The sequence below is a fragment of the Lentzea sp. NBC_00516 genome (assembly GCF_036346835.1).
Lineage (GTDB): Bacteria > Actinomycetota > Actinomycetes > Mycobacteriales > Pseudonocardiaceae > Lentzea > Lentzea sokolovensis.
In genome coordinates, this window is record NZ_CP107840.1 from 135273 (window position 1) to 161866 (window position 26594).

Annotated in this window: 20 protein-coding genes and 1 pseudogene; 14 read left to right on the top strand and 7 right to left on the bottom strand. The window is 69.1% G+C overall.

Annotated elements, in window-relative coordinates:
• The first annotated feature begins 108 nt into the window (after positions 1-108).
• From OG205_RS00660 to OG205_RS00680, 5 genes are all read left to right on the top strand, one after another.
• A complete protein-coding gene (locus tag OG205_RS00660; protein WP_330274238.1) occupies positions 109-933 on the top strand; it encodes a ferredoxin in 825 nt (274 codons plus the stop codon).
• A complete protein-coding gene (locus OG205_RS00665; RefSeq protein WP_330274239.1) occupies positions 930-2315 on the top strand; it encodes an NAD(P)/FAD-dependent oxidoreductase in 1386 nt (461 codons plus the stop codon). The genes OG205_RS00660 and OG205_RS00665 overlap by 4 nt, the downstream gene beginning before the upstream one ends.
• A gap of 319 nt (positions 2316-2634) precedes the next feature.
• The gene (locus OG205_RS00670; RefSeq protein WP_330274240.1) at positions 2635-4758 is read left to right on the top strand and encodes a fibronectin type III domain-containing protein; all 2124 of its coding nucleotides are present in this window, start codon (positions 2635-2637) and stop codon (positions 4756-4758) included.
• Between the two features lie 152 nt (positions 4759-4910).
• Positions 4911-6485, top strand: coding sequence for a S1 family peptidase (locus OG205_RS00675; RefSeq protein WP_330274241.1), 1575 nt, complete (start codon positions 4911-4913; stop codon positions 6483-6485).
• Between the two features lie 32 nt (positions 6486-6517).
• Positions 6518-10210 carry a M28 family peptidase gene (locus OG205_RS00680; RefSeq protein WP_330274242.1) on the top strand — a complete coding sequence of 1231 codons (3693 nt, stop codon included), beginning with the start codon at positions 6518-6520 and terminating at the stop codon, positions 10208-10210.
• Positions 10211-10298: 88 nt separating this feature from the next.
• Here OG205_RS00680 and OG205_RS00685 read toward each other — a convergent pair whose 3' ends face one another.
• The gene (locus OG205_RS00685; RefSeq protein ID WP_330274243.1) at positions 10299-11243 is read right to left on the bottom strand and encodes a beta-ketoacyl-ACP synthase III; all 945 of its coding nucleotides are present in this window, start codon (positions 11241-11243) and stop codon (positions 10299-10301) included.
• Positions 11244-11324: 81 nt separating this feature from the next.
• Here OG205_RS00685 and OG205_RS00690 point away from each other — a divergent pair, with 81 nt between their 5' ends.
• Positions 11325-11924 (top strand): TetR/AcrR family transcriptional regulator, encoded by a 600-nt coding sequence (locus OG205_RS00690; protein ID WP_330274244.1) that lies wholly within the window; start codon positions 11325-11327, stop codon positions 11922-11924.
• Here OG205_RS00690 and OG205_RS00695 read toward each other — a convergent pair.
• On the bottom strand, positions 11894-12619 hold the full coding sequence (locus OG205_RS00695; RefSeq protein WP_330274245.1) for an alpha/beta fold hydrolase: 726 nt from the start codon (positions 12617-12619) through the stop codon (positions 11894-11896). The genes OG205_RS00690 and OG205_RS00695 overlap by 31 nt on opposite strands.
• 81 nt (positions 12620-12700) lie before the next feature.
• Positions 12701-13099: pseudogene (gene tnpA / locus OG205_RS00700) on the bottom strand (IS200/IS605 family transposase).
• A gap of 53 nt (positions 13100-13152) precedes the next feature.
• Between tnpA and OG205_RS00705 the strand changes: the two are divergent.
• Positions 13153-14340 carry an RNA-guided endonuclease InsQ/TnpB family protein gene (locus tag OG205_RS00705; RefSeq protein ID WP_330274246.1) on the top strand — a complete coding sequence of 396 codons (1188 nt, stop codon included), beginning with the start codon at positions 13153-13155 and terminating at the stop codon, positions 14338-14340.
• 68 nt (positions 14341-14408) lie between these two features.
• Here the strand turns inward: OG205_RS00705 and OG205_RS00710 are convergent, their stop codons facing one another.
• The gene (locus OG205_RS00710; protein ID WP_330274247.1) at positions 14409-14876 is read right to left on the bottom strand and encodes a hypothetical protein; all 468 of its coding nucleotides are present in this window, start codon (positions 14874-14876) and stop codon (positions 14409-14411) included.
• 42 nt (positions 14877-14918) lie between these two features.
• Positions 14919-16535 (bottom strand): C39 family peptidase, encoded by a 1617-nt coding sequence (locus tag OG205_RS00715; protein ID WP_330274248.1) that lies wholly within the window; start codon positions 16533-16535, stop codon positions 14919-14921.
• A 63-nt stretch (positions 16536-16598) separates the two neighbouring features.
• Between OG205_RS00715 and OG205_RS00720 the strand changes: the two genes are divergently transcribed.
• Complete coding sequence (locus OG205_RS00720; RefSeq protein WP_330274249.1) at positions 16599-19142, top strand: AfsR/SARP family transcriptional regulator; 2544 nt, start codon at positions 16599-16601, stop codon at positions 19140-19142.
• Here OG205_RS00720 and OG205_RS00725 read toward each other — a convergent pair.
• Positions 19139-20407, bottom strand: coding sequence for an FAD-binding oxidoreductase (locus tag OG205_RS00725; RefSeq protein ID WP_330274250.1), 1269 nt, complete (start codon positions 20405-20407; stop codon positions 19139-19141). The genes OG205_RS00720 and OG205_RS00725 overlap by 4 nt on opposite strands.
• A 98-nt stretch (positions 20408-20505) precedes the next feature.
• Between OG205_RS00725 and OG205_RS00730 the strand changes: the two genes are divergently transcribed.
• The 6 genes from OG205_RS00730 (at position 20506) to OG205_RS00755 (ending at position 26179) form a co-directional block, all read left to right on the top strand.
• Complete coding sequence (locus OG205_RS00730) at positions 20506-21414, top strand: LysR family transcriptional regulator (RefSeq protein WP_330274251.1); 909 nt, start codon at positions 20506-20508, stop codon at positions 21412-21414.
• A 114-nt stretch (positions 21415-21528) separates the two neighbouring features.
• Positions 21529-22692, top strand: coding sequence for a CaiB/BaiF CoA transferase family protein (locus OG205_RS00735; protein WP_330274252.1), 1164 nt, complete (start codon positions 21529-21531; stop codon positions 22690-22692).
• Positions 22689-23432, top strand: a complete 744-nt coding sequence (locus tag OG205_RS00740) for a crotonase/enoyl-CoA hydratase family protein (RefSeq protein WP_330274253.1) — start codon at positions 22689-22691, stop codon at positions 23430-23432. The genes OG205_RS00735 and OG205_RS00740 overlap by 4 nt, the downstream gene beginning before the upstream one ends.
• 1 nt (position 23433) lies before the next feature.
• On the top strand, positions 23434-24156 hold the full coding sequence (locus OG205_RS00745; RefSeq protein ID WP_330274254.1) for an acetoacetate decarboxylase: 723 nt from the start codon (positions 23434-23436) through the stop codon (positions 24154-24156).
• Positions 24153-24989: a 3-hydroxyacyl-CoA dehydrogenase NAD-binding domain-containing protein gene (locus OG205_RS00750; RefSeq protein WP_330274255.1), complete on the top strand. Its 837-nt coding sequence runs from the start codon at positions 24153-24155 to the stop codon at positions 24987-24989. The genes OG205_RS00745 and OG205_RS00750 overlap by 4 nt, the downstream gene beginning before the upstream one ends.
• A complete protein-coding gene (locus OG205_RS00755; protein WP_330274256.1) occupies positions 24989-26179 on the top strand; it encodes an acyl-CoA dehydrogenase family protein in 1191 nt (396 codons plus the stop codon). The genes OG205_RS00750 and OG205_RS00755 overlap by 1 nt, the downstream gene beginning before the upstream one ends.
• Here the strand turns inward: OG205_RS00755 and OG205_RS00760 are convergent.
• Positions 26176-26580, bottom strand: coding sequence for a TOBE domain-containing protein (locus OG205_RS00760; protein WP_330274257.1), 405 nt, complete (start codon positions 26578-26580; stop codon positions 26176-26178). The two genes, OG205_RS00755 and OG205_RS00760, sit on opposite strands and share 4 nt — an antisense overlap.
• Positions 26581-26594 lie beyond the last annotated feature (14 nt).

Consider the following 26594-nt stretch of genomic DNA (forward strand, 5'->3'; position numbering starts at 1 on the left):
AGGCACTCCAACGCGGACCTGTTCCCACCCGCCCGGCCCTGAAGTGTCCACTCCTGCACCCAGGACCGGGCGGGTTCCCGCGAGAAGTTCTTTCCGGAGGAAGAGTTGTTGTCGAGCCAGATTCCGCTCCTGGTGGCCCAAGCCGAGTTCGACTCGGGCGTCAAGAAGATGGCGCAGATCTCCGCCAGGCTGGCTTACGTCATGATGTGCGCAACCTTGTCCTGGGGCGTGCTGATCGCGACCGGATGGGCCGAGAAGCTCACCGGGCGTGAAGGGTTGAAGAACGGGCACATGGTGCTCGCGTCACTGGCGATCGCGTTCGGCTGCATCCACGCGTTCGCCTTCTCACTGCTGCAGGGTGCCCCCCTCGGCATCATCAAGCTGATCCTGCCGTTCGTCGACGGCGGCCTGTTCCGGCACGCGCTGGGCATCCTCGGCCTGGAGGTCATGCTCGCGATCGCCGTGCTCGCCTCGATGAGGCACAAAGTCTTCTACCGCAAGTGGTTGAGGTTCCATCAAACGGCGTACATCGCGGTGACGATCACCGTGGTGCACTCCTGGTTCGGCGCCATCGCGAACGGCAACCTGTCCGTTCTCTGGCTGGCCGGCCTCACCGTTCTCGTCCCGACCGCGACCCTGGCCCTGGCCCGGTTCCTGCCGCCCGACGTGCTGATGCGCATCGGCATGCTCGACTCCGAGCGCGGCAAGGAACCCGGCGTCGGCGAGGGCGACGCGATGGACGTGAGCGTCAACAACGAGAAATGCCACCGCTACGGCACCTGCCAGGCGGAGGCACCGGACGTCTTCCAGCTGATCGAGGACAACCGCCTGACCTACAACCGCCGGCCGCCAGAGGAGCACTTCGCTCAGGCCAGGGCGGCACAACGTGCGTGCCCGATGCGCGCGATCGAGATCAGGGAGCGAGTGAAGTGAGCGAACGGATCGTGGTCGTCGGCGGCGGACTCGGAGGAGTTCGTTCCGCGGAACGGCTGCGGGAGATGGGTTTCGACGGACAGATCACGATCCTGTCCGCCGAGCGGCACCTCCCGTACCACCGCCCTTGCCTGTCGAAGCAGATGATCACCGGAGAGTGGACCCCGGACGACTCGTTGCTGTCGTTCTCGGGTGACCTCGACGCCGAGTGGCGCATGAACTCCCCGGCCCTGCACCTGGACCCCAAGTCGCAGTCCGTCTGGGTGCCCGGCGGCGAGGAGATCAAGTACGACGGCATGATCATCGCCACCGGCGTCGACGCCAGGGCGATGGGCGGGGCTCCACGCCACGACCCGCGGGTGCACGTGCTGCGGACGCTGGACGACGCGATCGCGATCCGCAAGAACATCCGTCAGTCGCAGGGTCTCGTCGCCGTCATCGGCGGCGGGTTCATCGGCTGCGAGCTCGCCTGTTCGATTCGTCACATGGGCCGCGACGTGGCCCTGATCGTGCGCTCGCCCGCGTTGCTGGGCGGCGTCGTCGGTGACGACATCGGCAAGAAGATCACTGAGGCGCACGTCGAGCACGGCGTCCGCCTCGCCACCGGTGTCGGCATCAAGCACTGGGTGCGTCAGCCCGGCGGCATCGGCATTCACCTGAGCGACGGCCAGGTCTTCTTCGCCTCGTGCGTCGTGCTGGCCGTCGGCGCCTCCCCGGCCGTCGACTGGTTGCGCGGCTCCGGCCTCGACATCTCCGACGGCGTGCTGTGCGACTCGACGAACCACGTGGTCGGCGCCGAGAACCTGGTCGCCTGCGGTGACGTGGCCCGCTGGCCCAACATGCGCTTCAACGGTGCCGTGCGGCGCGTCGAGCACTGGCTCAACGCCGTCGAGGGAGGCAGAGCCGCGGCCGAGAACCTGTTGGTGGGCCGCAGCCACGCCAAGACGTACACGCCGGTCCCGCGTTTCTGGACCGAGCAGTACGGCATGCGGGTGCAGGGCGCGGGCCTGCCCGTCCTGGGCACCGACACCACCGACGTGAACGGCCTCACGGGTTTCATCGCCAACGGCAAGCTCGTCGGCATCGTGGGCCTGGAGTCGCCGGGCAAGATCATCACTGAGACTCCGGAACTGTTCCGGCAGAACGAGGTCGAGACGAACACCCCCGTGTGGACGCAGCCGGAGGAAGAACCCGCTGCCGCTGCTGCCGCCGAGGAAGCTCTCCCGACCTCCCTGATCCCGGTTCCCGAACCGGTCGCCGCCCTCGCATCATCGGTTCCCCCGTCAGTCTCGTCGTCGATGTCCCCGCCATTGCAGCGGCGGAGGCATTCGCGGTCGAGGCCGGAGATGGTGCGTTCGGGCGGAGGACGTGCGAGGCCCTAACCAGGTACAGGAGGTACTCAGGCCGGCGGTACAGGGCAAGCGGGAACGGCGAACTCCGACGTCGCCCGCGTGGCCAGGTGGCGGACCGATGACGTCACGCGGCGATGCGCTCGTTCCCGCACCGGCGGCCTGAACCTTCTTCTCGTGCGTCACCAACGGTGTGGCGGCTCGGCGGGCTCCCGAGTCGCCACACCGGCCTATTTGCGGGGAAAGTGAATCCCTGAAAACGCCGAACTGAACTGTTAAACGCGGTCGTGGCTGTCCGCAGGCCGGTTTCCGGACATATTTTTCCGGAACCCTGCTTGAAGGAGTTCCAGCCATGCGAATGCGCAGAATCATCGCCGCCGCGTGCGGGCCGATCGTCGCGATCGGTGTTCTCGCGGCGATTCAGGGCGGATCGGCGCAAGCCGTCCAGCCCGACACCCCTGGTGCACCGCCCGCCGCCGTCAACGGGGTGGCGAAGGCGCTGGGCATCTCGCCCCAGCAGGCACGCACCCAGCTCACCGCTCAGGACGACGCGCACAAGCGGTTCAAGAGCCTGCCGCCGTCCCTGCTCGACCAACTCGCCGGCCACTGGTTCGACGCCGAGGCGGGCGCGCTGACCGTGGCGGTCACCACCGACGAGGCCGTGGCCCAGGCGAACGCGCGCGGCGTCAAGGCGACCAAGGTCCAGCGGAGCCAGGCCGACCTCGACCGGCAGCTCGACGAGGTCCGCAAGCTGATCGGCACCGGCGTGCCCGGCGTGTACAGCTGGGGCGTCGACGTCAAGAACAACCAGGTCGGCGTCACGGTCAACACGACCAGGAAGACCCAGGCCACCGAGAAGTTCCTGCGGGACGTGAAGAAGCTCGGGGCCGGCGTCGTCGAGACGGACTCCCAGCAACGGCAGCAGGCCGGGACGGTGCAGACCGGCAGCCCGTGGTGGCCGGGGTCCGAGTCGAACTGCTCGGTCGGGTTCGGCGCGACGGACGCGAACGGCGCCAAGCACTTCCTCACGGCCGGGCACTGCACGAACGACGCCAACCAGGCCGCGTACGGGCAGTCCGGGCAGCAGAACCGTCTGGGCACCTCGAACGTCGGTGGCAGCCGCAGTGTGAACGCCCGCGAGGGTGACATGGGCGTGGTCGCGGTGACCGAGTCCGGCTGGAACCTGTCCGCCGCGGTCAACACGTGGGGCGAGCCCGCGATCACCGTGACCGGGTCCGCCGAGGCCATGGTCGGCGACCGCGTCTGCCACTCCGGCAACACCTCCAAGTGGAAGTGCGGCGAGGTCAAGTACACGCACAAGTCCGTCGACTACGGCGGCGGGCTGGTCATCGAGGACCTCACCTGGACCACCGCGTGCTCGCTCGGCGGCGACTCCGGCGGTGGCTGGCTGCTCGGCGACAAGGCCGTCGGCCTGCACGACGGCGGTCCGTCGCAGTGCGTGCAGAACCCGGCCGACGACGACATGTCGATCTTCCAGCCGGTCAACGAGGCACTGCGGAAGTGGAACCTCACGCTGGTCACCGGCGGTCCAGGCGACACTACCGCGCCCACCGCTCCAGGGGCCCCTCGTGCCGTGAGCACCACCTCGTCCAGCGTGTCACTGGCCTGGGATGCCTCCACGGACAACGTCGGCGTCACGGGTTACGAGGTCTACAACGGCAGTGCGCTCGCCACGGCGGTCACGGGCACCACGGCGACCGTCACCGGACTCAAGCCGGACACCGACTACACCTTCACGATCAAGGCCAAGGACGCCGCGGGCAACGCGTCCGCCGCCAGCGCGCCCGTCAACGCGCGCACCCAGCCGGGCACGGCGGACGACGAACCGCCCACGACGCCAGGAAACCCCAGGTCGACCGGCGTCACGGCGTCCAGCGTGTCGCTGACCTGGGACGCGTCCGTCGACAACGTGGGCGTCGCGAGCTACGAGGTCTACAACGGCAGTGCGCTCGCCGCGACCGTCACGAGCACCACGGCGACCGTGACGGGCCTGACCGCGGACACGTCGTACTCGTTCACCGTCCAGGCGCGCGACGCGGCGGGCAACAAGTCGAAGCCCAGCCCGGCCGTGTCCGCCCGCACGTCGCCCGGTGACACGGGTGGCCGGACGTTCACGAACGACACGGACTTCCAGATCCGTGACTTCCAGACGGCGGTCAGCCCGGTGCGGTCCACCGCCACCGGCTCCGCCAAGAACCCGGTCACGGTCAAGGTGGGCGCCACGCACACCTGCCTGGAAGACCTGAACGTCACGCTGGTGGCGCCGAGCGGCCGCTGGTACCCGCTGCTGCGGACGCCGGGAGGCAACTACTCGTGCACCCCGTTCCCCAGTGGCAGGACGTTCACCGTGGTCCCGGCGGCAGGGGAGGCCGCGGGCGGCACGTGGACGTTGCGGATCGGGGACAACGGCCCCGGTGACGTCGGCGTGCTGAACAGCTGGTCGGTCACCATCTGACGACCAGCGGCAGGAGCGGGTCCCGCATCCCCGGCGGGACCCGCTTCACCTATGACGTCATGAAATGAACAACTGAAAAGTGAACGGCGCACTGAAGAGTTAGGCATTGTGCCGGAATGTCCGGTGAAGCGAATCTGTCCGTCGTGAAAACAATGCGATTAATCGTCGGTGTCGCGGCCCTGCTCGCGACCCTAATTCCTGGATCCGCGCACGCGGTGAAAGGCGGCGAACACACCACGCACGCCGAGCACCCGTGGCAGGTGGTGATCACCAGGCCGGGCAGCGCGCATCCGCAGAAGGTCTCGTGCGGCGGCGCACTGGTGCGGCCGAACAAGGTCGTCACCGCCGCGCACTGCATGGACCCCACCTACGGCGACGTCAAGGACAAGACCGTCATCTGGGGCCGCACCGACCTCACGGGCACCGACGGAGTGGTCGCCAAGATCACGTCGTTCTGGAAGCACCCCGACTACCAGTGGGGCTCGCTGGCCGGTGACGACGTGGCGGTGCTGACGCTGGACCGCAACGTGGGCACGCCCGCGTCGTTGCTGCAGCTGGCCACCGACCCCGCGCTCAACGCCGTCGGCACCCAGTCGTTGCTCGCCACGCACGGCAAGACCGGCCCCGGCACCACGACGGCCGACTACGACCCGGTCATGAAGAAGGCCACCCTCCCGGTGATCGACCCGGACGCCACCGGTGGCTGCAAGAACATCGGCTGGACGTTCACACCGGACAAACACCTCTGCTTCGGGCCGGTGAAGAACGACACCACCGGCGTGTGCTCCGGCGACAGCGGAAGCCCGCTGGTGGTCCAGCAGAACGGCGTGTGGAAGCAGGTCGGGCTGATCGAGTCCGGCGACGCGCAGTGCGCGGGACCGCAGGTCGGCGCGAAGATCACCAACTACGAGCCGCTGATCCGTCAGCAGCTGGGCGACCAACCCGGTGACGACTTCTCGATCGGGGTCGAACCCAGGGCCGTGACCGTCCAGCCGGGCCAGTCGGCGTCGGTCAAGGTCGGCACCACGGCGACCGGTGCCGCGCAGACGATCGCTCTCAGCGCGTCCGGTGCGCCCGCCGGTGTCACCGCGACGTTCTCGCCGGCGTCGGTGAAGGCGGGGGAGAGCGCCACTCTCACGCTGGCGGCCTCGTCCTCGGCGACCTCCGGCACCGCGACGGTCACCGTGACCGGAACCGGTACCAGCGCGACGAAGTCGGCCGCGGTCGAACTGACCGTGGGCGGCGGTGGTGGCGGGGGCGTCACGAACGGCGGCTTCGAGTCCGGCTCCTTGACCGGCTGGACCGGTAGCGGCACCGCCACCGTCGTGAACGCGGGCGCCCGCACCGGCACGAACGCCGTGCGCCTCGGTGCCGCGACCGCCACCAACGGCGAGTCCACCGTCCGGCAGACCTTCACCGCACCGGCCGCGGGCACGCTCTCGGTCTGGTACTCGCAGTCCTGCCCGGACAGCGTGCGCTACGCGTGGGCGAAGGTCGTGCTGACCGACAACTCCTCCGGTGCCTCAACGACTCCACTGGCCAAGACCTGCACGAGTGGTCAGGGCTGGCAGCAGGTCACCGCGCCACTCAAGTCCGGCGTCAGCTACACGCTCACCCTCGTCAACCGCGACGACAACCACCCGGACGACCCGGTGTCGGCGTTGTTCGACGACGTCACCTTCGCGCCGGCCGCCGCCCTGGTCACGGGCCAGCGCGCCGACGCCTGAACCACAGCTCTCCCTGCGTAAGGAGCTCCACCGTGAGAAGAAGAACCCTGCTAGCGGCTGCGCTGGCAACAGCGACAGCCATCGCGACAGTCGTCCTACCCGCCTCCGCCGCACCGGAACCTCCGCCCAGCAGCGGAGACGCGCACGTCGTCTCGACGACCCAAGGCGGCAACGGCCTGCAGTACGTGGCCTACGAACGCACCTACCGCGGACTTCCGGTCGTGGGCGGCGACTACGTCGTCGTCAAGAACGCCACGGGCGCCGTGCTGAGCTCCAGTGTCGCCCAGCAGCAAGCGATCGCGGTCGACACCACCGCCAAGGTCAGCGCCGACCGGGCGAAGGCGATCTCCCGGACCCAGCTCGCGGTGGCGAACGTCGTCGACACGCCACGGCTCGTCGTGCACGCGACGGACGCGCCGAAACTCGCCTGGGAGACGGTCGTTCGCGGCACCCGGGACCGTGCGCCGAGCGTGCTGCACGTGTTCGTCGACGCCTCCACGGGCGCTGTGCTCGGCACGCGTGACGAGGTCTTCGCCGGCACGGGTCGCGGTTACTACAACGGCGACGTCACCATCGGCACCTCGGGCTCCGGTTCGTCGTTCAGCATGACCGACACCACGAAACCCGGCCTGCAGTGCGGCGGCCAGAGCGGCGGCGCCTACACCGGCGCCGACGACGCGTGGGGCAGCGCGGGCGCCAACGACCTGGAAACCGCCTGCGTCGACGTTCTGTACGCGGCGCAACAAGAGTGGTCCATGCTCTCGCAGTGGCTGGGGCGCAACGGCGTCGACGGCAACGGCCGGACGTTCCCGGCGAAGGTCGGGCTCCAGGAAGCCAACGCCTACTGGACCGGCAGCAACACGACGTTCGGCTACAACGGCGCCCGCGACCGTCAGCTCACCGCGATCGACGTGGTGGCGCACGAGTACGGGCACGCGATCTTCCAGACCACGCCCGGTGGCAACGGTTCCGGCAACGAGAACGGCGGCCTCAACGAGGGCACCGGCGACATCTTCGGCGCCCTGACCGAGCACTTCGCCAACAACCCCAACGACCCGCCGGACTTCCTCGTCGGCGAAGAAGTCAACTTCAGCGGCACGCAGCCGTTGCGCAACATGTACAACCCGTCGCTCGTGAGCGGTGACCCGAACTGCTTCTCGTCGTCCATCCCGAGCACCGAGGTGCACAAGGCTGCAGGCCCGTTGAACCACTGGTTCTACCTGGTGGCCAAGGGAAGCAACCCCGGCGGCAGCGACCCGAACAGCCCGATCTGCTCCGGCGGCCCGTCCTCGGTGACCGGTGTCGGCATCCAGGACGCGGGCAAGGTGTTCTACAACGGCCTGCTGGCCAAGACGTCGAACTGGAAGTACGTCAACGTCCGCACCGCGACGCTGAACGCGGCGAAGAACCTGTACTCCGACTGCCGGGTCTTCACCACCGTGAAGGCGGCGTGGGACGCGGTGTCGGTACCGGCGCAGACGAACGACCCGGTCTGCACCGGTCAGTCGAACGACTTCTCCGTCGCGCTGTCGCCGTCCTCCGGCAGCGTCGCGCAGGGCTCTTCGGCCACCGCGACCGTGAACACCACCACCGTGAGCGGCGCCGCGCAGACCGTGGCGCTGTCGGCGTCCGGCCTGCCCAGCGGAGCTTCCGCGGCGTTCAGCCCGTCCTCGGTGACGACCGGCAGCAGCGCGACGATGACGATCTCGACGGGCTCGTCCACGCCCTCAGGCACCTACAACGTGACGGTGAACGCGGCGGGCACGACCACGAAGTCCACTGTGTACTCGTTGACGGTCACCTCCGGTGGAGGTGGCGGAGGGTGCTCGGGGACCAACGCCGACGACGTGACGATCAACGACAACGCGACGGTGGAGTCGTCGATCACGATCTCCGGGTGCTCCACGGCCCCGTCGGCGACCAGCACGGTCCCCGTGAAGATCGTCCACACCTACATCGGTGACCTCGCCGTCAGCCTGGTCGCGCCGGACGGCTCGACCTATCCGCTGCACACCAACACCGGCGGTTCGGCGGACAACATCGACCAGACCTACACCGTCAACCTCTCGGGCGAGACCGCGAACGGCACCTGGAAGCTGCGGGTGAACGACAACGCGGCCAACGACACCGGGCGCATCGACTCGTGGTCGCTCAACCTCGGTGGCGGCGGCGGAGGTGGCGGTGGTCAGGCACCGGACGTCGACATCGCGGCGGTGAAGCAGCACCTGACCCAGTTCTCCACGATCGCGTCGCAGAATGGCGGCAACCGCCGGTCCACGTCGGCCGGGTACCGCGCGTCGGTGACCTACGTGAAGGACAAGCTGACCGCGGCCGGATTCACCGTGACGGAGCAGGCCTGCACCTCTGGTTGCACCTCGGGTGCCGGCCCGAACGTGATCGCCGAGTGGCGTGGCGGTGACGCGAACAGCGTGCACATGTTCGGCGCCCACCTGGATTCCGTGTCCGCCGGTGCCGGCATCAACGACAACGGCTCGGGTTCCGCCGCGTTGCTGGAGACCGCGCTCGTCCTCGCGAGGACCAACCCGTCGATGCTGAACAAGGTCCGGTTCGGCTGGTGGACCGACGAGGAACAGGGGCTGAACGGCTCGCGCTTCTACGTCTCGCAGCTCCCGGCGGCGGACCGCTCGAAGATCAAGGCCTACTACAACTTCGACATGATCGGATCGGTCAACGGCGGCTACTTCATCAACAACATCAACGCCACGCAGTCCACGCACATGAAGGCCTACTGGGACTCGCTGAACCTCCAGCCCGAGGAGAACACCGAGGGCCGCAACCGTTCCGACGACGCGTCGTTCACCAACGCGGGCATCCCGGCGTCCGGCTACGCGATGGGCGCCAGTGCCACCAAGACGTCCGCCCAGGCGACGAAGTGGGGCGGTACGGCGGGTCGCGCGTTCGACCCGTGCTACCACCAGGCCTGCGACAGCACGTCGAACATCAGCGACCCCCACCTGAACCGCGCTGTCGACGGCATCGCCTACACGCTGTGGAAGGCGGCGGTCGGTGGTGTGCCGGCCGCGGACTTCTCGGTAGCGGTCTCGCCGTCGTCGGGTTCGGTGGCGGCGGGTGCGTCCCTGACGGCGACCGTGGCGACCCAGACCGTCAGCGGTCAGCCGCAGACCGTGCAGCTGTCCGCGTCCGGTCTTCCCTCCGGCGCAACGGCTTCGTTCAGTCCGGCCTCGGTGAGCACGGGCGCCAGTGCGACGCTGACGATCAGCACCTCGGCGTCGGTGGCGCCCGGCAGCTACCCGGTCACGATCACCGCGGCCGGTTCGGCCTCGCGCACCGCCGCCTACACGCTGACGGTGACCGGCGGCGGAGGAGGGAGTTGCAGCGCCACCAACCCGAACGACGTCGCCATCCCGGACGCGGGTGCCGCGGTCGACAGCGACCTCGTGATCTCCGGATGCTCTGCGGTGCCGTCGATCCGGGCCGCGGTGGCGGTGAAGATCCGCCACACCTACGTCGGCGACCTGACGGTGTCCCTGATCGCGCCGGACGGCACGGCCTACCCGTTGCGCGACCAGACCGGGGGCAGCGCGGACGACATCGACCAGACCTACACGGCCGACCTGTCGAGCGAGTCCGCCAACGGCACGTGGAAGCTCCGCGTGCGTGACGTCTATCAGGCCGATGTCGGCACGATCGACACGTGGAGCCTGGACCTGGCTCCCACGAGTCTGACCCGGCGGGCCAGCTAGCCCCTCAGGCTGGCGATGTCGGTCGCAGGGACAGGGAAACATCGCCACGGGCGAGGGCACGCTCCATCCGTGCCCTCGCTTGGCGTTTTCACGGAGCGGTGATCACCTGACCCGCCCACGACAGCCCGCCACCGAAGGCGAACAGCAGGACGGGCTGACCGGACGGGAGTTCCCCGCGCTCGGCCATCTTGGACAGCGCGAGCGGCACCGAGGCGGCGGAGGTGTTGCCCGACTCGACCACGTCGCGCGCGATCACGGTGCCTTCGCGCAGACCGAGCTTGCGTGTCATCGCCTCGATGATCCGCAGGTTGGCCTGGTGCGTGACCACGGCCGCGAGGTCCGTGACCGCGACGCCGGCCCGTTCGCACGCCTGGATGGCGATGGCGGGGAGTTCGCTGGTGGCCCAGCGGAAGACGGCCTGGCCCTCCTGGGAGAACCGGGGCTGCCACTCGTCGACGAGACGCACCGCGTTGGCGCGCGTCGGGTCCGAGCCCCAGGTGACCGGGCTGATGAGCGCGTCGGGGGAGGCGCTGACCACGGCCGCGCCGGCGCCGTCGCCCAGCAGGATGCAGGAGGAGCGGTCCGTCCAGTCGACCAGGTCGGACATCTTCTCGGCACCGATGACCAGCGCGTGCTGCGCGGCACCGGCACGGATCGTGTGGTCGGCGGTGGCGAGCGCGGTGCAGAAGCCCGCGCAGGCGTTGTTGAGGTCGAAGACGACCGCCGACGGGATCGACAGGTGCGCCGCCACCCTGGCCGCGGTCGAGGGGGAGCGGTCGATCGGCGAGCAGGTGGCGACGATGACCTGCCCGATGTCGGACGGCGCGAGCCCGGAAGCGGCGAGCGCCTTCGCGCCCGCCGCGGAGGCCATGTCGGCGACGGTCTCCTTCTCGGCGGCGATGCGGCGGGTGGCGATGCCGGTGCGCTGGCGGATCCACTCGTCGTTGGTGTCCACCATCTTTTCCAGGTCGGCGTTGGTCAGCACGCGCTCGGGCTGGTGATGGCCGAACGCGACCACACGGGATCCGGACAAGGTGAACTCTCCTTCAGGCCAGGCGACCGGGCGAATATAGCAACCGATCGGTCGGTAGCTAAAGAGACGTAGACTACAAACATGAGCCCGCGCCGATCCGCCGCCGACACCCGCGAGACGCGGCAGCGCATCCTCGACCGGAGCCTCGCCATCGCCTCGGCGGAAGGGCTCGAAGGCCTGACGATCGGGCGGCTGGCGACAGAACTCGGGATGAGCAAGGCGGGACTGCTGGGCCACTTCGGCACCAAGGAGGCCCTGCAACTCGCGGTGGTCGACCAGGCCGCGGAGGTCTTCCTCCGAGAGGTGCCGCGCAAAGTCAAGCAGATGCCCTCAGGCCTGCCGCGCCTCATCGACGTCTGCGAGGCCTGGGTCTCCTACCTCGAACGCGAGGTGCTCCCCGGCGGGTGCTTCTTCACCGCCGCCACGGCCGAGTTCGACGGCCGCAGCGGACGCGTCAGGGACGCCCTGGCCGGCATGAACGCGTTGTGGCGCAGGGACCTGCGGATCCACATCCGGCGAGCGGTGAGCGACGGCGACCTCAAGCTGGACACCGATGTCGACCAGCTGATCTACGAGGTCCTCGGCGTCATGCTGGCGCTCAACCACTTCCTGCAACTCGAACACGACACCGCCGCACCGCGCCGGGCCCGTCAGGCGTTGAAGCGACTGCTCACGAAGTGATTGATGATCGCGGCGACTTCCTGCGGCTGCTCGGACACCAGGCCGTGCGTCGCATCGATGTCGTGCACCTGCACGTTCTTCGGTAGGTCGCGGCGCAGTCCCGCGCGGTGGGCGTCGAACAACGGCACGAGATCGGGTGGCACCGGCAGGTTGCGGGTGGCGAGCACCAGCAGGAACGGGCTGGTCACCTTCGCGAAGATCGGCAGCGCGTCCAGGAGTTCGGGCGACGTCCGCAGCACCGAGAGGATCTCGCGCGACGGGCGGGTGATCGTCTCCAGCTGGGCGTCGAAGATCGCGTTCAGCTTGGCGAGGCCGTCCGCGACCTCCTCGGCCGGCAGCCCCGCGTAGTTCGCCGGATGAGTTGTGGCGGAACGGTGTCCGTCCAGGCTGATCGCCGCCGGGCACGACGGGTGCCGCAGCGCCCACATGCCGGCCAGAATGCCGCCCAGCGACTGCCCGACGACGACGGGCTCGTCGAGTCCGAAGTGGACGGCGGTCTCGTCGAGATCGTCGAGCACGGCCTCCCAGTCCCACTCGCCGTCGGGAGACTCGCCGTGCCCACGCAGGTCGACCGCGACGGCGCGGCCGTTCAGTTGGGGCGCAAGCGTTTCCCAGGTGGACCTGCCGCCGCCCAGGCCGTGCAGGAGCAGGTGATCCCGGCCGTCGCCGCCGAAGTCGATTGCCGCTAACTTCACCTGAACTCCAATCGGCGGAAGCCTGGTCGTTGACGGCCAGGAGGAGCCGATTCCGGCTTGCGCAGCCCGCGCAGCGGGCCATCAATCGGGACGCTGCTGCTGGTCGATGTAGTCCTTGATGATGGACAAGGGCGCACCACCACACGACGCGGCGAAGTAGGAGGGTGACCAGAAGTGCTGCCCTCACAGGTATCGGCGGATGTGCGTGGAGAATTCCTGCCGCAGGCGTCGAGAGGAGACGCCGTCGAGACTGTTGACCAGTGTGGACAGGGCCAGACTGGGCGGGTGGTGCACGAGCATGTGCACGTGGTTGGTCTCGCCGTTGAACTCGCGCAGCTCCGCGTCCAGGTCGGCGCACACGTCCCGCATGATCTCCTCGCAGTGGCGCAGGATCTGATCGATGAACGCGCCACGCCGGTACTTCGTGACGAAGACCAGATGGACATAAAGGTTGTGGATGACACTGCGTCCCCTGCGCACGTTGGGGTCGGGTTCCCGCCTTGGTGACCTAGACCAACGCTATGGTGATCAACGTGAAGCAGGTCGTGCAGGTGAGGTTGCTGCCGTCGCCCGAGCAGGCGTCGGCGCTGGGCGACACCTTGCGCGTCTGTAACACGGCAGCTTCCTGGCTGTCTGAGCGGATGCACACCGACCAGGTGTTCCGGAAGTTTGATGTGCAGAAGCGCTTCTACGCCGAACTGCGGGATCGGTTCGGGCTGGCCGCGCAGCCGGCGATCCGGGTGATCGGTAAGACAGTGGACGCCTGCACGACGTTGCGGGCCAACCTCAAGGCAGGCAACTACGGGCCGCCTGGGTCGAGCCGGCGCCGCAAGGTCGAGGACACCCCGATCAGGTTCCGTCCGCAGGCGGGGCAGCCGTTCGACGCCCGCTGCCTGTCCTGGCAACTCGGTGACGCGGGCCGCGACGGGACAGTGTCGATCTGGACCACCGCCGGTCGGCTCCGCGGTGTGCGGATCGTGGGAAACCCCAGGCATCTCGCCCTGTTGCGTTCCCGGCCGGCGATCGGGGAAACCGATCTGCTGCACCGGGACGGGGTGTGGCTGTTGCACGCTGTCGTCGACAGTTTCGAGGCGCCCCGGCGGGAACCGGTGAACGGGTTTCTCGGGGTCGACCTGGGTATCGTCAACATCGCGACCACCTCTGACGGTGACCGGTTCTGCGGATCGCGCCTGAACCGCTACCGCAAGCGCCAGCAGCGAATCCGGAAGCGGTTGCAGGCCAAGAAGACCTCCTCCGCGCGACGGCTGCTCAAGAAACGCCGTCGCAAGGAGGCCCGGTTCGCCGCCGACGTGAACCACCGGGTCAGCAAGAACATCGTGGCCGTGGCTGAACGCACCGGACGTGGGATCGCCGTCGAGGAACTGATGGGAATCCGTGTCCGGGTACGGCTTCGCAAGCCCCAACGGGCCACGCTGCACTCCTGGGCGTTCGCCCAGCTCGGTCAGTTCCTGACCTACAAGGCCCAGCAGGCCGGTGTGATGGTGGTGCAGGTCGATCCGGCCTACACCTCGCAGACCTGCCACGCCTGCGGGCACGTCGACAAACGCAACCGCCGCACTCAGGCGGTGTTCCAGTGTGGCCGGTGTGACTTCGTTGGGCACGCCGACCACAACGCGGCACACAACATCGCGGCCCGCGGTGTCGTGCGCTGGGGCGAAGTCATGCGCCCAGACGCAGCGCCCATCCTGGCAGCCGGCTAGGACGGCAGCAGCAAGCCTGCAAACCGCCGCTCGCGGCGGCTGGCAACCTCGCTCCTTCAGGAACGAGCTCATGACAGGTCTCTCCTCAGGCTCAGCCGTGTGCGGATCGAGTCGACGGTCACGCCGCCGTCCGGGTGCCGCAGCAGCTTGTTGCGATTCACGAGGTCATGAACGCCCTGGCGGGTGATGCCGAGCATCGCGCCGGCCACCCCCAATGACACGTGGTCCTTGCTCGGATGGCCGGCGCGACGTGCGGCGGCACGGCCCAGTGGCGTCGCCCACCAGCTTTCGGGCGGGTCGAACGGGGTGTCGCCGGGGTAGAGCACGGCCATCAGGCGGACGGCCACCTGCCGGGCCACCGCGTCGTCCGGTCCGAGCAGCTGGGCCGCCCACATCTCGGCGTCGGCCTCGACGGACTGCCGCAGGCCGACGAGATCGGCCTGCGGCAGCAGGATTTCCAGCGGGTCGAGCAGGCGGCTCGTCGCGAGCCGGATCAGGTCGTTCCGCAGGTCCACGTGTTCCGAAGTGGTCGCCACTTGACAGACGATATCAAGTACTTGACGGCCACTGTCAAGTATCTAGGCGGCCCACATCTGCGCGGGAGCGATGTAGTTCCAGGTGTAGAGCTGGTTCGCCCCGTCGTAACTCCCGTCCGTGCCCGCCCCATAGGTGTCGTGGACGTAGAACGACCCGTTGTCGTGGTACCCGATCACCACGGACAGGTGGCCGGAGGTCGAGCCCCACGTGCCGCTCATGATCACGAACTTGCCCTGGTCGAGGAACGCGCGGACCTGCGCCGGGGTGAAGTTGCCCTGCTGGACCGCGGCGCCGTTGCGGGCCAGGAAGTCGCGCTCGGACTCCCACGAGGCACAGGGGCGGTTGCCGGGGCAGTAGTAGCCGGTGATCCAGCCGTGTGCACCCTTCCAGTTGCCGACGCGGTCCCAGTCGTTCATCGTGCGGTTGAAGGTGGTGCCGCGGTTGCTGAACTCGTCGGTGATGTAGCGACCCCACTTCGAGTAGTGCGAGAACGGTTGTGGGACCTGCACGCCGAACTCGTTCGTGAGCTGGTAGGTGACGAGGTCGATCACCGCGCTGGTCGGGCCGCAGGACGAGTTGCCGTTGAACTCGTTGCGCGTGTCCCACAGCTGGTGGATGTACTCGGCGCGGTTCAGCCGGCCCATCGTGGTCACCTCGCCGTCCAGCGAGGTTGCGCGCAGGCCCGAAGCCTTCACGTACCCCTTGGCGGGGCTGCCGATCACGGCCTCCGCGCCGTCGATGCCGGTCAGCGCGTAGTTGAACGACAGGCCCTCGACGACTCGCGAAGCCTTGCGGGTAGCCAGGTCCTGGACGTAGACGCCGTTGAACCCGGCGAACTGGTCGGGGCCGAGCGTCTTGTCGGACACGCAGCCCATGACCTCGTACGCCACGCGCGCGCCGTCGGTGCTCCACACCGCGCTGCGGTAGTGGTGCCGGGTCTCGCCGACCAGCGATCGGACCTCGCCGTTCTCCGACGCGAGGCCCAGCCACTGCGGGTCGGCGCCGCCGCAGCGGTAGACCTCGTTGTGCTTGATGAAGCTGACGTGCCGCTCGCCCTTGACGTCGACGAGCTTGAAGTCGCGGTACAGCGCCTCGACGCCAGACGTGAGCAACGGCTTCGCGGCGCCCGACTTCACGTCGAACCGCACCAGCGAGCCCACGTACGTGCTGTCGTCGGCGACGTTCGGGTGCTCCACGGCCAGCAACCCGGTGCCGTCGGTGGTGAAGCCGAGAAGCTGGGGTGCGCGGCCCTTGAGCTTGCCCACGGAGACGCCGTCGACCACGACGTTCTCGCCGTCCGCGTAGGCCAGCGTCGAACCGTGGAACACGGCTGAGGTGATCGCCCCGCGCGCCACGAAACGTGACTTGCCGTAGCGGTCGACCGTGTTCAGCACGCTGCCGCTGGTGCCGTCGAAGTCGGAGATCACGGCGGCCAGAGCGCCGTCGGCGGAAGAGGTCGACCGGACCGTGTAGGCGGGATCGCTGACAGCCACAGCGGCTCTCTTCACGCCGCCGACGATCACGTCGTAGCCGTCGCCCGAGCGGACGGCGTGCGACTGGGACGGGCTGGAGGAGTAGGGCTCGACGGCCTGAGCGGGGGACACGGCGGCGGCGAGCGTGCCCAGTGCCACCACCAGTGCCAGTGAGGTTTTCGTCATGGGTCGAACGTCCTGGCGCGTGGCATGCGTCCGGTATGCGGTTGGTAGTTACGATCGGGAGTTGTGGAGTTCCGGGTGCTCGGGCCGGTCGAGTGTTACGCCGACGACGGCGTGCGGGTGAGCCTTGGGCCGCCCAAGCAACGCGCGGTGCTCGCGTTGCTCCTCGCGCAGCCCGGCCGGGTGCTGTCGGTCGACCGGCTGATCAGCGTGCTGTGGGACGACGCGCCGCCCAAGACGGCGTTGAAGAACCTCCAGGTCTACGTCTACCAGCTGCGCAAGATCGTCGGATCGAGGCTGCTCTCGCGGGCGCCCGGCTACCTGATGTCGATCGACCCGGCCGAGCTGGACCTCACCCGCTTCACCGAACTGCTCGACGCCGCCCGCCGGGAACGCACGCCGCGGAGCTACCGGGAGGCGCTCGCGTTGTGGCGCGGGCCCGCCCTCGCGGATCTTGCCGCGTCCGGGTTGCTGCGCGGGGTCGTCGCCCAGCTGGAGGAGTTGCGGCTGGCGGCGCGGGTCGAGTGCGCCGAGGCGGAGCTCGACCTCGGCCGGCACGTCGAGATCGTCGCGGACCTGAACGAGTGGGTGCGCGAGCACCCGTTGAACGAACGCCTGCGCGAGCAGCAGATGGGCGCGCTGCACCGCGCGGGACGTCCGGCCGAGGCGCTGGCCGCCTACCAGGAGTGCCGCCGGGTGCTGATGGACGAGCTCGGCGTCGAGCCGGGGGAGTCGTTGCGGCGACTGCAGGCCGAGATCCTGCGCGCGAAACCCGTTGGCGCGGCGGCGATCCGGCAACTGCCGCCGGACGTGGTCACCTTCTCCGGCCGCGGCAGGGAACTGAACCTGATCAAGGCGCAGCTCCGGCAGGACCGGGTCGCGGTGTGCGTGCTCACCGGGCAGGCGGGTATCGGCAAGTCGGCGCTCGCCGTGCGGGCGGCCCACGAGATCGCCGCGAGGTTCCCGGACGGCCAGCTCTACGCCGACCTCTCCGACGGCGCCTCGGACCGGATCCTGAGTCAGTTCCTGCGGGCACTCGGCGAACGGCCCGGCGACGAGGAGGCCCTGCGCTACCGCTCGCTCACCGCGTCGCGCAGGCTGCTCGTGGTGCTGGACAACGTCGCCACCGCGGGCCAGGTCAAGCGCCTGCTGCCGACCGGCCCCGGCTCGGCCGTGCTGATCACGTCCCGCCGCCCGCTCACCTCGCTGACCGGTGCCTCGTACGTCAAACTCGGGGCGCTGCCACTGGAAGACGCGTTCCGGCTGCTGGAAGGCGTCGCCGGCAGGGTCGAGGACGCGACGGAACTCGTGCGCTGGTGCGGCGGACTGCCGCTGGCGCTGCGCATCGCCGGTGCCCGCCTCGCTGCCCGTCCACAGTGGACCGCACCGCTGCTCGCCGCCAGGCTCGCGGACGAGACGCGCCGCCTCGACGAGCTCCGGCTCGGAGACGTCGCGGTGCGCTCGGCGTTCGCGGTCAGCTACGCCGAGCTCGGATCGACCGCGGTGGCCAGGGTCTTCCGGCTGCTCGGGCTGCTGGACGGCCCGGACTTCGCGGTCGCGGCGGCACGGGCGCTGACCGACGTGCCGGACGTGGGGGACCTGCTCGCCGAACTCGCCGACGCGCACCTGGTCGACGAACCGGTGCCCGGCCGGTTCGCGTTGCACGACCTGCTGCGCCTCTTCGCCCGTGAACGCTGCCGCGGCTCGGAGTCGTCCGAGGAACGGTCGTTGGCGCTGGAACGCCTGCACAAGCACTATCTGGAAGCGCTGGCGGACAACCCGACGGACCTCTGGCTCGCCGAGGAGCGCGACAACCTGATCGCCGCCGCGCACCAGGCCTCGTCGGCCGACACGATCGCGTTCGCCGCCGGTCTGTCCTGGTACTTCCGCCGCCGTTCGGAGGTGGCGGACTGGGCCGCGTTGAACACGCTCGCCCTGGAGGCCGCCCGCTCGCTGGGCGACGTCCGCGCGGAAGCGCTGGCGTTGAAGGAACTCGGTGCCGCCTGCGAGCGCGGCTTCAAGTTCGCCGAGGCCCAGCAGCACTGGACGGCGGCGCTGGCACTGGCCCGTGACCTGCACGACCGCCAGCTCGAAGCCGTGACGCTCAACAATCTCGGCATCGCGCACTGGCGCCGCCGCGACCTGCCCGCCGCGCTGGCCTCGCTGGAGGCCTCGCTGACGTTGCGAGAGGAGCTGGACGACTCGCAGGGCGCGGCCTACGTGCGCACCAACCTGGGTCTCGTGCACGCGGCGCTGGGCGATCTCCCGGCCGCGCTGGTGTGTTACGAGGAGACGCTGACGACGCTGCGCGCGTGCGGCGACAGGTCCGGCGAACTGCACGCGCTCGCGAACATGGCCGACGCCCACCGCCAGCTCGGGTCCCTGGACCAGGCGCTGGAACTGGCGGACGAGGCGTTGCGGCTCGCGCGGTCGGTGGGGGACAGGCAGATCGAGGCGGGCGTGCTGCTCGACCGCGGCACCGTGCACGAGCTGGCGGGACGGGCCGAGCAGGCCCGCGCTTCCTACACCGAGGCCGTGGAGCTGTCCCGCCGCATCGGATTCCGCTGGGGGGAAACGGAAGCGACGCGGAAGCTGGCGGGTCTGGGCTAGGCCGTGTACCTGCCGGGCGCGAACACCCCGTCCGGATCGAGGGCCTGCCCGATCCTGTCCTGCAACGCCGTCGCCGTCCCCGGCCGGTCGACATCTCGCCGATACGCCGGAAAACCCTGTGCCGCAAACGCTTGGTGCAACCGGTCGAGCGTCTCCCGTGCCTCGGCGACGGCAGAAGGATCGTCTGCCGGAAAGCCGATGGCGATGACGTGGTCGACGGCGTCGCCGTCGAGAACGTTCATCGTGACGGCGGGCGTCGACGCGCAGCAGTCGCGGATCAGTTTCTCCGCGAGAGCCACGGTCTCGCCGGAGAACGGCAGGATCGGCAGGAACATCAGCAACCCGAGCTCGGCGTCGATCCGGTCGGCAGGACAACCCATCGTCCTGCGCTGGAACCACGTGTCGGCCGGATCGGGATCACCCGCGTACGTCGCGCGGACCACCTCGTCCACCGCCGACGCCCCCGCGACCAGGGGCGAATGCCGTGCCACGCCGAGAAGAACCGAGCTGAGCGCCTCGACCACCTCGCCCGCACCGCTGAGGCAGACGTGCGCGAGGTAGCCGTCCGCCTGCGCCGCGACCGGGTTGTAGACCTTGGTGGTAGGGGGAATCAGCCGCTGCTCCGTCCACGACCGCAGCGCGTCGACCGCGTCGGCGAGGTCGTCCTCGGCGAACGTGAAGGGCAGCACCCGCACCTCCTCCGGCCTCGGCAGCAGCCGGACCACAGCGGCCGTGACGACCGCGAACGACGACTGCGTGAACAGGTGGGTGAGCGTCGGCCCGAGACCGTGCGGCCGCGGCACGGCCGACGTGCCCGGCCACCAGCCGACGTGCTCGCGCCGGCCGTCGGCGAGCACCACTTCGAGCCCGACCAGGTCCTCCGCGCGGGCGCGGTGCACGCCGGCGCCGCGCTCCAGCGAGTTGCCGATGATGCTGGTGCGCAACGAGGACGTGGTCAGGTTGAAGATCCTCGGCGTGCCCCGCAACAACTCCACGAGCGCGCCCTGCGTCACGCCCGGCTCCACGACGGCATAGCCGCGTTCGAGGTCGAGTGCGCGAACGCGGTCCAGTCCCGACAGGTCGAGGACCGTGGCACCGTCGCCCACTGGCAGACCCGAACCGAGGCCCCAGTTGTAGCCGGTGCTGATCGGGTGCAGCCCTCGCCTGCCGGATCGGACGATCTCCACGACCTCGTCGGCCGTCGCGGGACGGAGGACCTCGGTGATCGTGCGCGGGCGGAAGGCGGCGGGTTGTTCGATGGACACGCGGCGCACGATAGGGCGAAGTGGCGGCGGAAGCCGGTAGCCGGGCGCCGCGCGTCACGGTGACGAGTCCGTGCTCCGAACGGCCTAGTCTGGATCACGTGGAACTGCTGCACCTCAGGTACTTCGTGGCGGTCGCCGAGGAACTGAACTTCTCGGCCGCCGCGCGCAAGCTGCACATGGCCGCGTCGCCGCTGAGCCAGCGCGTCAAGGACCTCGAACACGAGCTGGGCCGTCAGCTTTTCGACCGCAGCACCCACCACGTGGCGCTGACGGACGCGGGCGCGGCCCTGCTGCCGATCGCGCGGGACGTGCTCGACCGCGTCGGGTCGATCAGATGGCGCCTCGACCAGGCCACGCAGCCCACCAGGTCGACTGTGTTCGTCGGCGTGCCGGCCGGACTCCACCCGGCGCTGCGGGAACGGCTGACCCTCCTCGCGGAGCGGGTCGACGGCCGGTTCGAGGTCAAGCGCTGGCCGGGGACGACCACGGACCTCGTCGCGGCGGTGAAGGACGGCAGGCTCGCGCTCACGCTGGCCCGGCTGCCCGTGCAGGAGGCCTCCCTCGACACCCTGCACGTGATGTCGGAACGTCTCGGCGCGGTGGTGCCCGCCGACCGGTTCGAAGGCCGTGAATCGGTCAAACTGGCCGATCTCGCCGATCTGGCGTACGCGAAGTCGCCGGAGGAAATCATGCCCGCGTATTTCGAGCAGCTCGACCGACAACTGCACGAACTGGGCATCAAAAAGCGCATCCAGCTGAGCAACACCGGCTACCAGGGCACCTCGGAGATCGTGTCGGGCGGGCTCGGGTTCTCCGTCTCGATGCTCGACGAGGACAGCTCGATGCGGGGATATCGCCTGGAGAACATGGCTGTCCTGCCGTTCGAGGACTTCCGCGCGCAGCTCGACACCGGACTGCTGTGGCGGCGCGACCGAGGCGACGGCGGCGACATCGAGGAACTCGTCGCGGTCGCGAAAGAAGTCTTCTCCGAGCCGATAATCAAATGAACAATGGTGTGACCGCTGTGGTCATACCATTGTTCGCGACATGATCGTTCCCTTTCTCGTCGTTCGTCACTAACTTCGGAGGTGCAAGAACGAACAGGTGCGAAAGGACGAACGATGAAGGACATCACCGCCGGTCCGCTGGACGGCGTGCGGGTGATCGACCTCTCGACCGTGGTCATGGGCCCGTACGCGGCCCAGATCCTCGGAGACCTCGGCGCCGACGTGATCAAGATCGAGTCGCCTGTGGACACCGTCCGCAACGGCCGCTACCGCACCACGCCGGGCATGACCTCGTTGAGCCTCAACGTCAACCGGAACAAGCGCAGCGTCGCCCTCAACCTCAAGGACGAGAACGACCGCGAGACCGCCCTCGAACTGATCGACACGGCCGACGTGCTGATCACCAACATGCGTCCCGGCGCGCTGAGCAGGCTCGGCCTGAACTACGCCGACGTCGCCGAGCGCAACCCCGGCCTGATCTACGCCCACGCCCAGGGCTTCCGCGGCGACTCCGACCGCGCCGGCGTCGCGGCCTACGACGAGACGATCCAGGGCGCGTCCGGCCTGGTCGACATCGCGAACCGCGCCATCGGGCGGCCCGTCTACCTGCCGACGATCATCGGCGACAAGGTGTCGTCGCTGACCATCGCCTACAGCGTGCTCGCCGCGCTGGTGCACCGGAACTCGACCGGTGAGGGGCAGCGGGTCGAGATCCCCATGGCGGACACGATGATCGCGTTCAACCTGGTCGAGCACCTCGCTGGCCACGCGTTCGTGCCGGAGGAGGGGCCGACGGGCTTCACCCTGTCGATGGCCAAGGGCCACCACGCCGTGCACACCAAGGACGGCCTCGCCTGCGTCGTTCCGTACAACCCGCAGAACTTCCGCGACTTCTTCGCCGCCGCGGAGCGTCCCGACCTGGTCGAGGACCCGCGCGTCGCCGGTGAGCGGATCGATCCCGGTGACAGCGACGACCTGATGGGCCTGGTCGACGAGTGCGCGCCCGCACTGTCCACCGAGGACTGGGCCGAGGTGTGCGCGAAGCACAGCATCCCGTTCGGACCGGTGCTGGAGCTCGACAAGGCGCACGAGGACCCCTACGTCCGCGACGGTCACCTCCTCGACGTCGTGCGGCACCCGAGCGAGGGCGAGATCCGGTCGATCGGCATCCCAGTCCGGTTCTCCGCCACCCCCGCCACCGTCCGCAGGCTCGCCCCGCTGCCGGGGCAGGACACCGCAGAAGTGCTCGCCGAACTCGAAAACGGAGTGCTGTCATGACTGAGGTTCGCACCGAACGCGTCGGCTCGGCGCTGCTGATCACGATCGACCGGCCGGAGGCTCGCAACGCCGTGAACGCGGCTGTCGCGACGAAGCTCTCCGCCGCGCTGGACGAGCTCGAGGCCACGCCGGAACTGCGCGTGGGCGTGCTCACCGGGGCGGGTGGCTCGTTCAGCGCGGGCATGGACCTCAAGGCCGCGCTGAAGGGCGAGTCGCCGGTGGTCGGCGATCGCGGCCTCGGCGGTCTCACCGAGGCCGAGCTCACCAAGCCGCTGATCGCCGCGGTCGAGGGCTTCGCGCTGGGCGGCGGGTTCGAGCTGGCACTGGGCTGCGACCTGATCGTCGCCGCGCAGGACGCGAAGTTCGGGCTGCCAGAGGTGAAGCGGGGCCTGATCGCCGCCGCCGGGGGAGTCGTCCGCCTGCCGCAACGGATCCCGCACCACCTGGCCATGGAGATCCTGCTGACCGGCGAGCCGATCGACGGCGTCCGGGCGGGCACGCTGGGCATCGCCAACAGGGTCGTGCCGAACGGCGAGGCCGCCGCGATCGCACTCCAGCTGGCCGAGCAGATCGCCCTGAACGCCCCGCTGGCGCTCGCCGCCGTCAAGAAGGTCGTGCGCTCCCAAGACCCTTGGGCCGCGCAACGCACCGAGAGCGCGAAGCTGATGACCACGGCCGACGTCCGCGAGGGCATGACCGCGTTCGCCGAGCGTCGCACTCCACAGTGGACAGGACGCTGACATGAACCTCGGCATCACACCGCTGAGCGCACCGGCCTTCCCCGCCGTGCAGCCCCGGTTCTTCGACCGCGAGTACCTGAACATCGTCTACCGGACCGATCCGGAGGCGCTGCGGGCCGTCGTCCCCGCGCCGCTGGAGATCGACGAGCCGCTCGTCCGGTTCGAGGTCATGAGGATGAACGACGTCACCGGCTACGGCCCGTACACCGAGGCCGGCCAGGCGATCCCGGTCGTCTTCGACGGCGAACGCGGCGAGTACCTGCACGCCATGTACCTCGACAGCTTCGCCGCCACCGCGTCCGGCCGCGAGGTCAGCGCCTACCCGAAGGTCATGGGGTCGCCGAAGCTCTACGCCGACAGCGGCGCACTGGTCGGCACCCTCGACTACGGGACGCTGCGGGTGGCGACCGCGACCATGGGTTACAAGCAGTTCGAACTGGACCGTCGTCAGGCTGAGGCGGAGATCACGGTTCCAACCTTCATGCTGAAGACCATCCCTGACTATGACGGAACGCCGCGGGTCCAGGAGCTCGTGCGCACGGAGATCACCGACGTCGTGGTCAAGGCCGCGTACACGGGCCCGGCGCGCCTGCAGCTGTTCCAGCACGTCCTCGCGCCGCTCGCCGACCTCCCGGTGCTGGAGGTCGTGTCCGCCAGCCACGTCATCACCGACCTGACGCTCGCTCCCGCCAAGCCGGTTCACAACTACTTGGAGGAAGCATGAAAACCGTCGCAGTCGTCGGAGCAGGTGTCATCGGTCTCTCGTGGGCCCGCCTGTTCGTGGAGCACGGCCTGACCGTGCGGATCACCGACCCGCGCCCGGATCTCGCGGACGTCGTCCCGGACGGCGTGCAGATCGCGTCGAGCGTCGCGGAAGCCGTGCGGGACGCGGACTTCGTGCAGGAGAACGGCCCGGAGAACCTCGAGTTCAAGAAGAACCTGTTCGCCGAACTCGTCAGGGAAGCCGCGGAGCACGCACTGCTGCTCAGTTCGTCGTCCGCGATCCCGTCCAGCGCGTTCACCGAGGGCATCGACGGCTCGCGCGTCCTGATCGGACACCCGTTCAACCCGCCGCACGTGATCCCGCTGGTCGAGGTCGTGCCGGGGGAGCAGACGAGCGAGGAGTCCGTCGCGCAAGCCGTCGAGTTCTACCGCTCGCTCGGCCGCACCCCTGTCGTCGAGCGCAAGGAGATCCCCGGTTTCGTCGGCAACCGCCTGCAGGCCGCGCTCTCCCGCGAGGCCGCCTACCTGGTCGAACAGGGCGTCGTCACGCCGGCAGACCTCGACGCCGTCGTCACGAACTCGCTCGGCCTGCGCTGGGCGACCGTCGGCCCGTTCCTCGGCGCCCACCTCGGTGGCGGACCCGGCGGCTACCGGCACCTCGCCACGCACATCGGGAAGTCCATGCAGGGTTTGGAGCTGGGCATCCCTTCACAAGATCCAGAACGGCTGATCAAGGCCGTGGAAGACGCTTACGGCTCCTCCACGTACTCGGCGCTCGCCGAGACGCGCGACCGCAAGCAGCTCGCCGTGCTCACGGCATTGGAGGAGAACTGATGAACCGCCTGGAAGACCAGCTGACCGCCGACTTCTACAACTACGAGGCGCTGCTCGGCGACGACGAGCGCAAGATCCTGCTGAGCGCTCGCGAGTTCATGACCACCGAGATCAAGCCGCTGGTCAACGAGTACTGGGCCAAGGGCGAGTTCCCGCACGAGCTGATCGGCAAGTTCCGCGGCGCCGGCTTCACCGCCCTGTCGTACGAGGGTTACGGCGAGCACCCCGCCGCCGTCAGCAACCTGCTCACCGGCATGCTGGCGATGGAGATGACCCGCACGGACGCGTCGGTCGCCACGTTCTTCGGCGTCCACAACGGACTCGCGATGTACTCGATCTACGCGGGCGGTTCGCAGGAGCAGCGCGACCGCTGGCTGCCCGCCATGGCCGCGATGGACAAGATCGGCGCGTTCGCGATGACCGAACCGCTCGGCGGCTCCGACGTGGCGGGCGGCATGCGCACCACCGCGAAGCGCGACGGCGACACGTGGATCCTCAACGGCGCCAAGAAGTGGATCGGCAACGCCACCTTCGCCGACTACGTGATCGTGTGGGCCCGCGACCTCGACGACAACCAGGTCAAGGGGTTCGTCGTGGAGAAGGGCACGCCCGGCTTCGTCGCCGAGAAGATCGAGGGCAAGATCGCGTTCCGGATCGTCGAGAACGCCGAGATCACCCTGACCGACGTCCGCGTGCCGGAAGCGAACCGGTTGCAGCGCATCGACTCGTTCCGCGACGTCGCGGAGATCCTGCGCGCCACCCGCGGCGGCGTCGCCTGGCAGGCGCTCGGCGTCATGATCGGCGCCTACGAGGCCGCCCTCGCCTACTCGAAGGAACGCGAGCAGTTCGGCCGCCCGATCGCGCGTTTCCAGATGGTGCAGGACAAGCTGGTGCAGTCGCTCGGCAACATCACCGCGTCGTGGGGCATGCTCGTGCAGCTCGCGAAGCTGCAGGACGCGAGCATCTTCCAGGACGAGCACTCGTCGCTCGCGAAGGCGTTCGTCACCTCCAGGATGCGCGAGGTCGTCGCCTGGTCGCGGGAGATCTTCGGCGGCAACGGCATCGTGCTGGACTACGACGTGGCCCGCTTCTTCGCCGACGCCGAGGCGATCTACTCCTTCGAGGGCACCCGCGAGATGAACACGCTGATCGTCGGCAAGGCGATCACCGGGCAGAGCGCCTTCGTCTAATGGTGTGACTCGGGAATCTCGACGACCACGTGCGTCGACTTGATCGAGGCCACCGCGACGCTGCCGACCTCCAGGCCGAGCTCGTCCGCTGACTCACGGCTCATCAGAGACGTGACGCGGAAGGGCCCGGCCTGCATGTCGACCTGGGCCATCACGCCGTCCTTGACGACCCGCGTGACGATGCCCTTCATGCGGTTGCGCGCCGAGGCCGCCACGGTCGCGCCGTGCTCGGCCACGTCGGTCATCTTCTGGGCGAACGCGGCGAGCTCCGTGCCGCTGACGCCCTTGCGCCCGTTGTCGAGCACGACGGACGCGAGGCGTCCCTGATCAATCCACCGGCGCAGGGTGTCGTCACTGACCCCGAGCAGCGCGGCGGCCTCACTGATCCGCAGATTCGGCACGAGCGGGAGTGTAT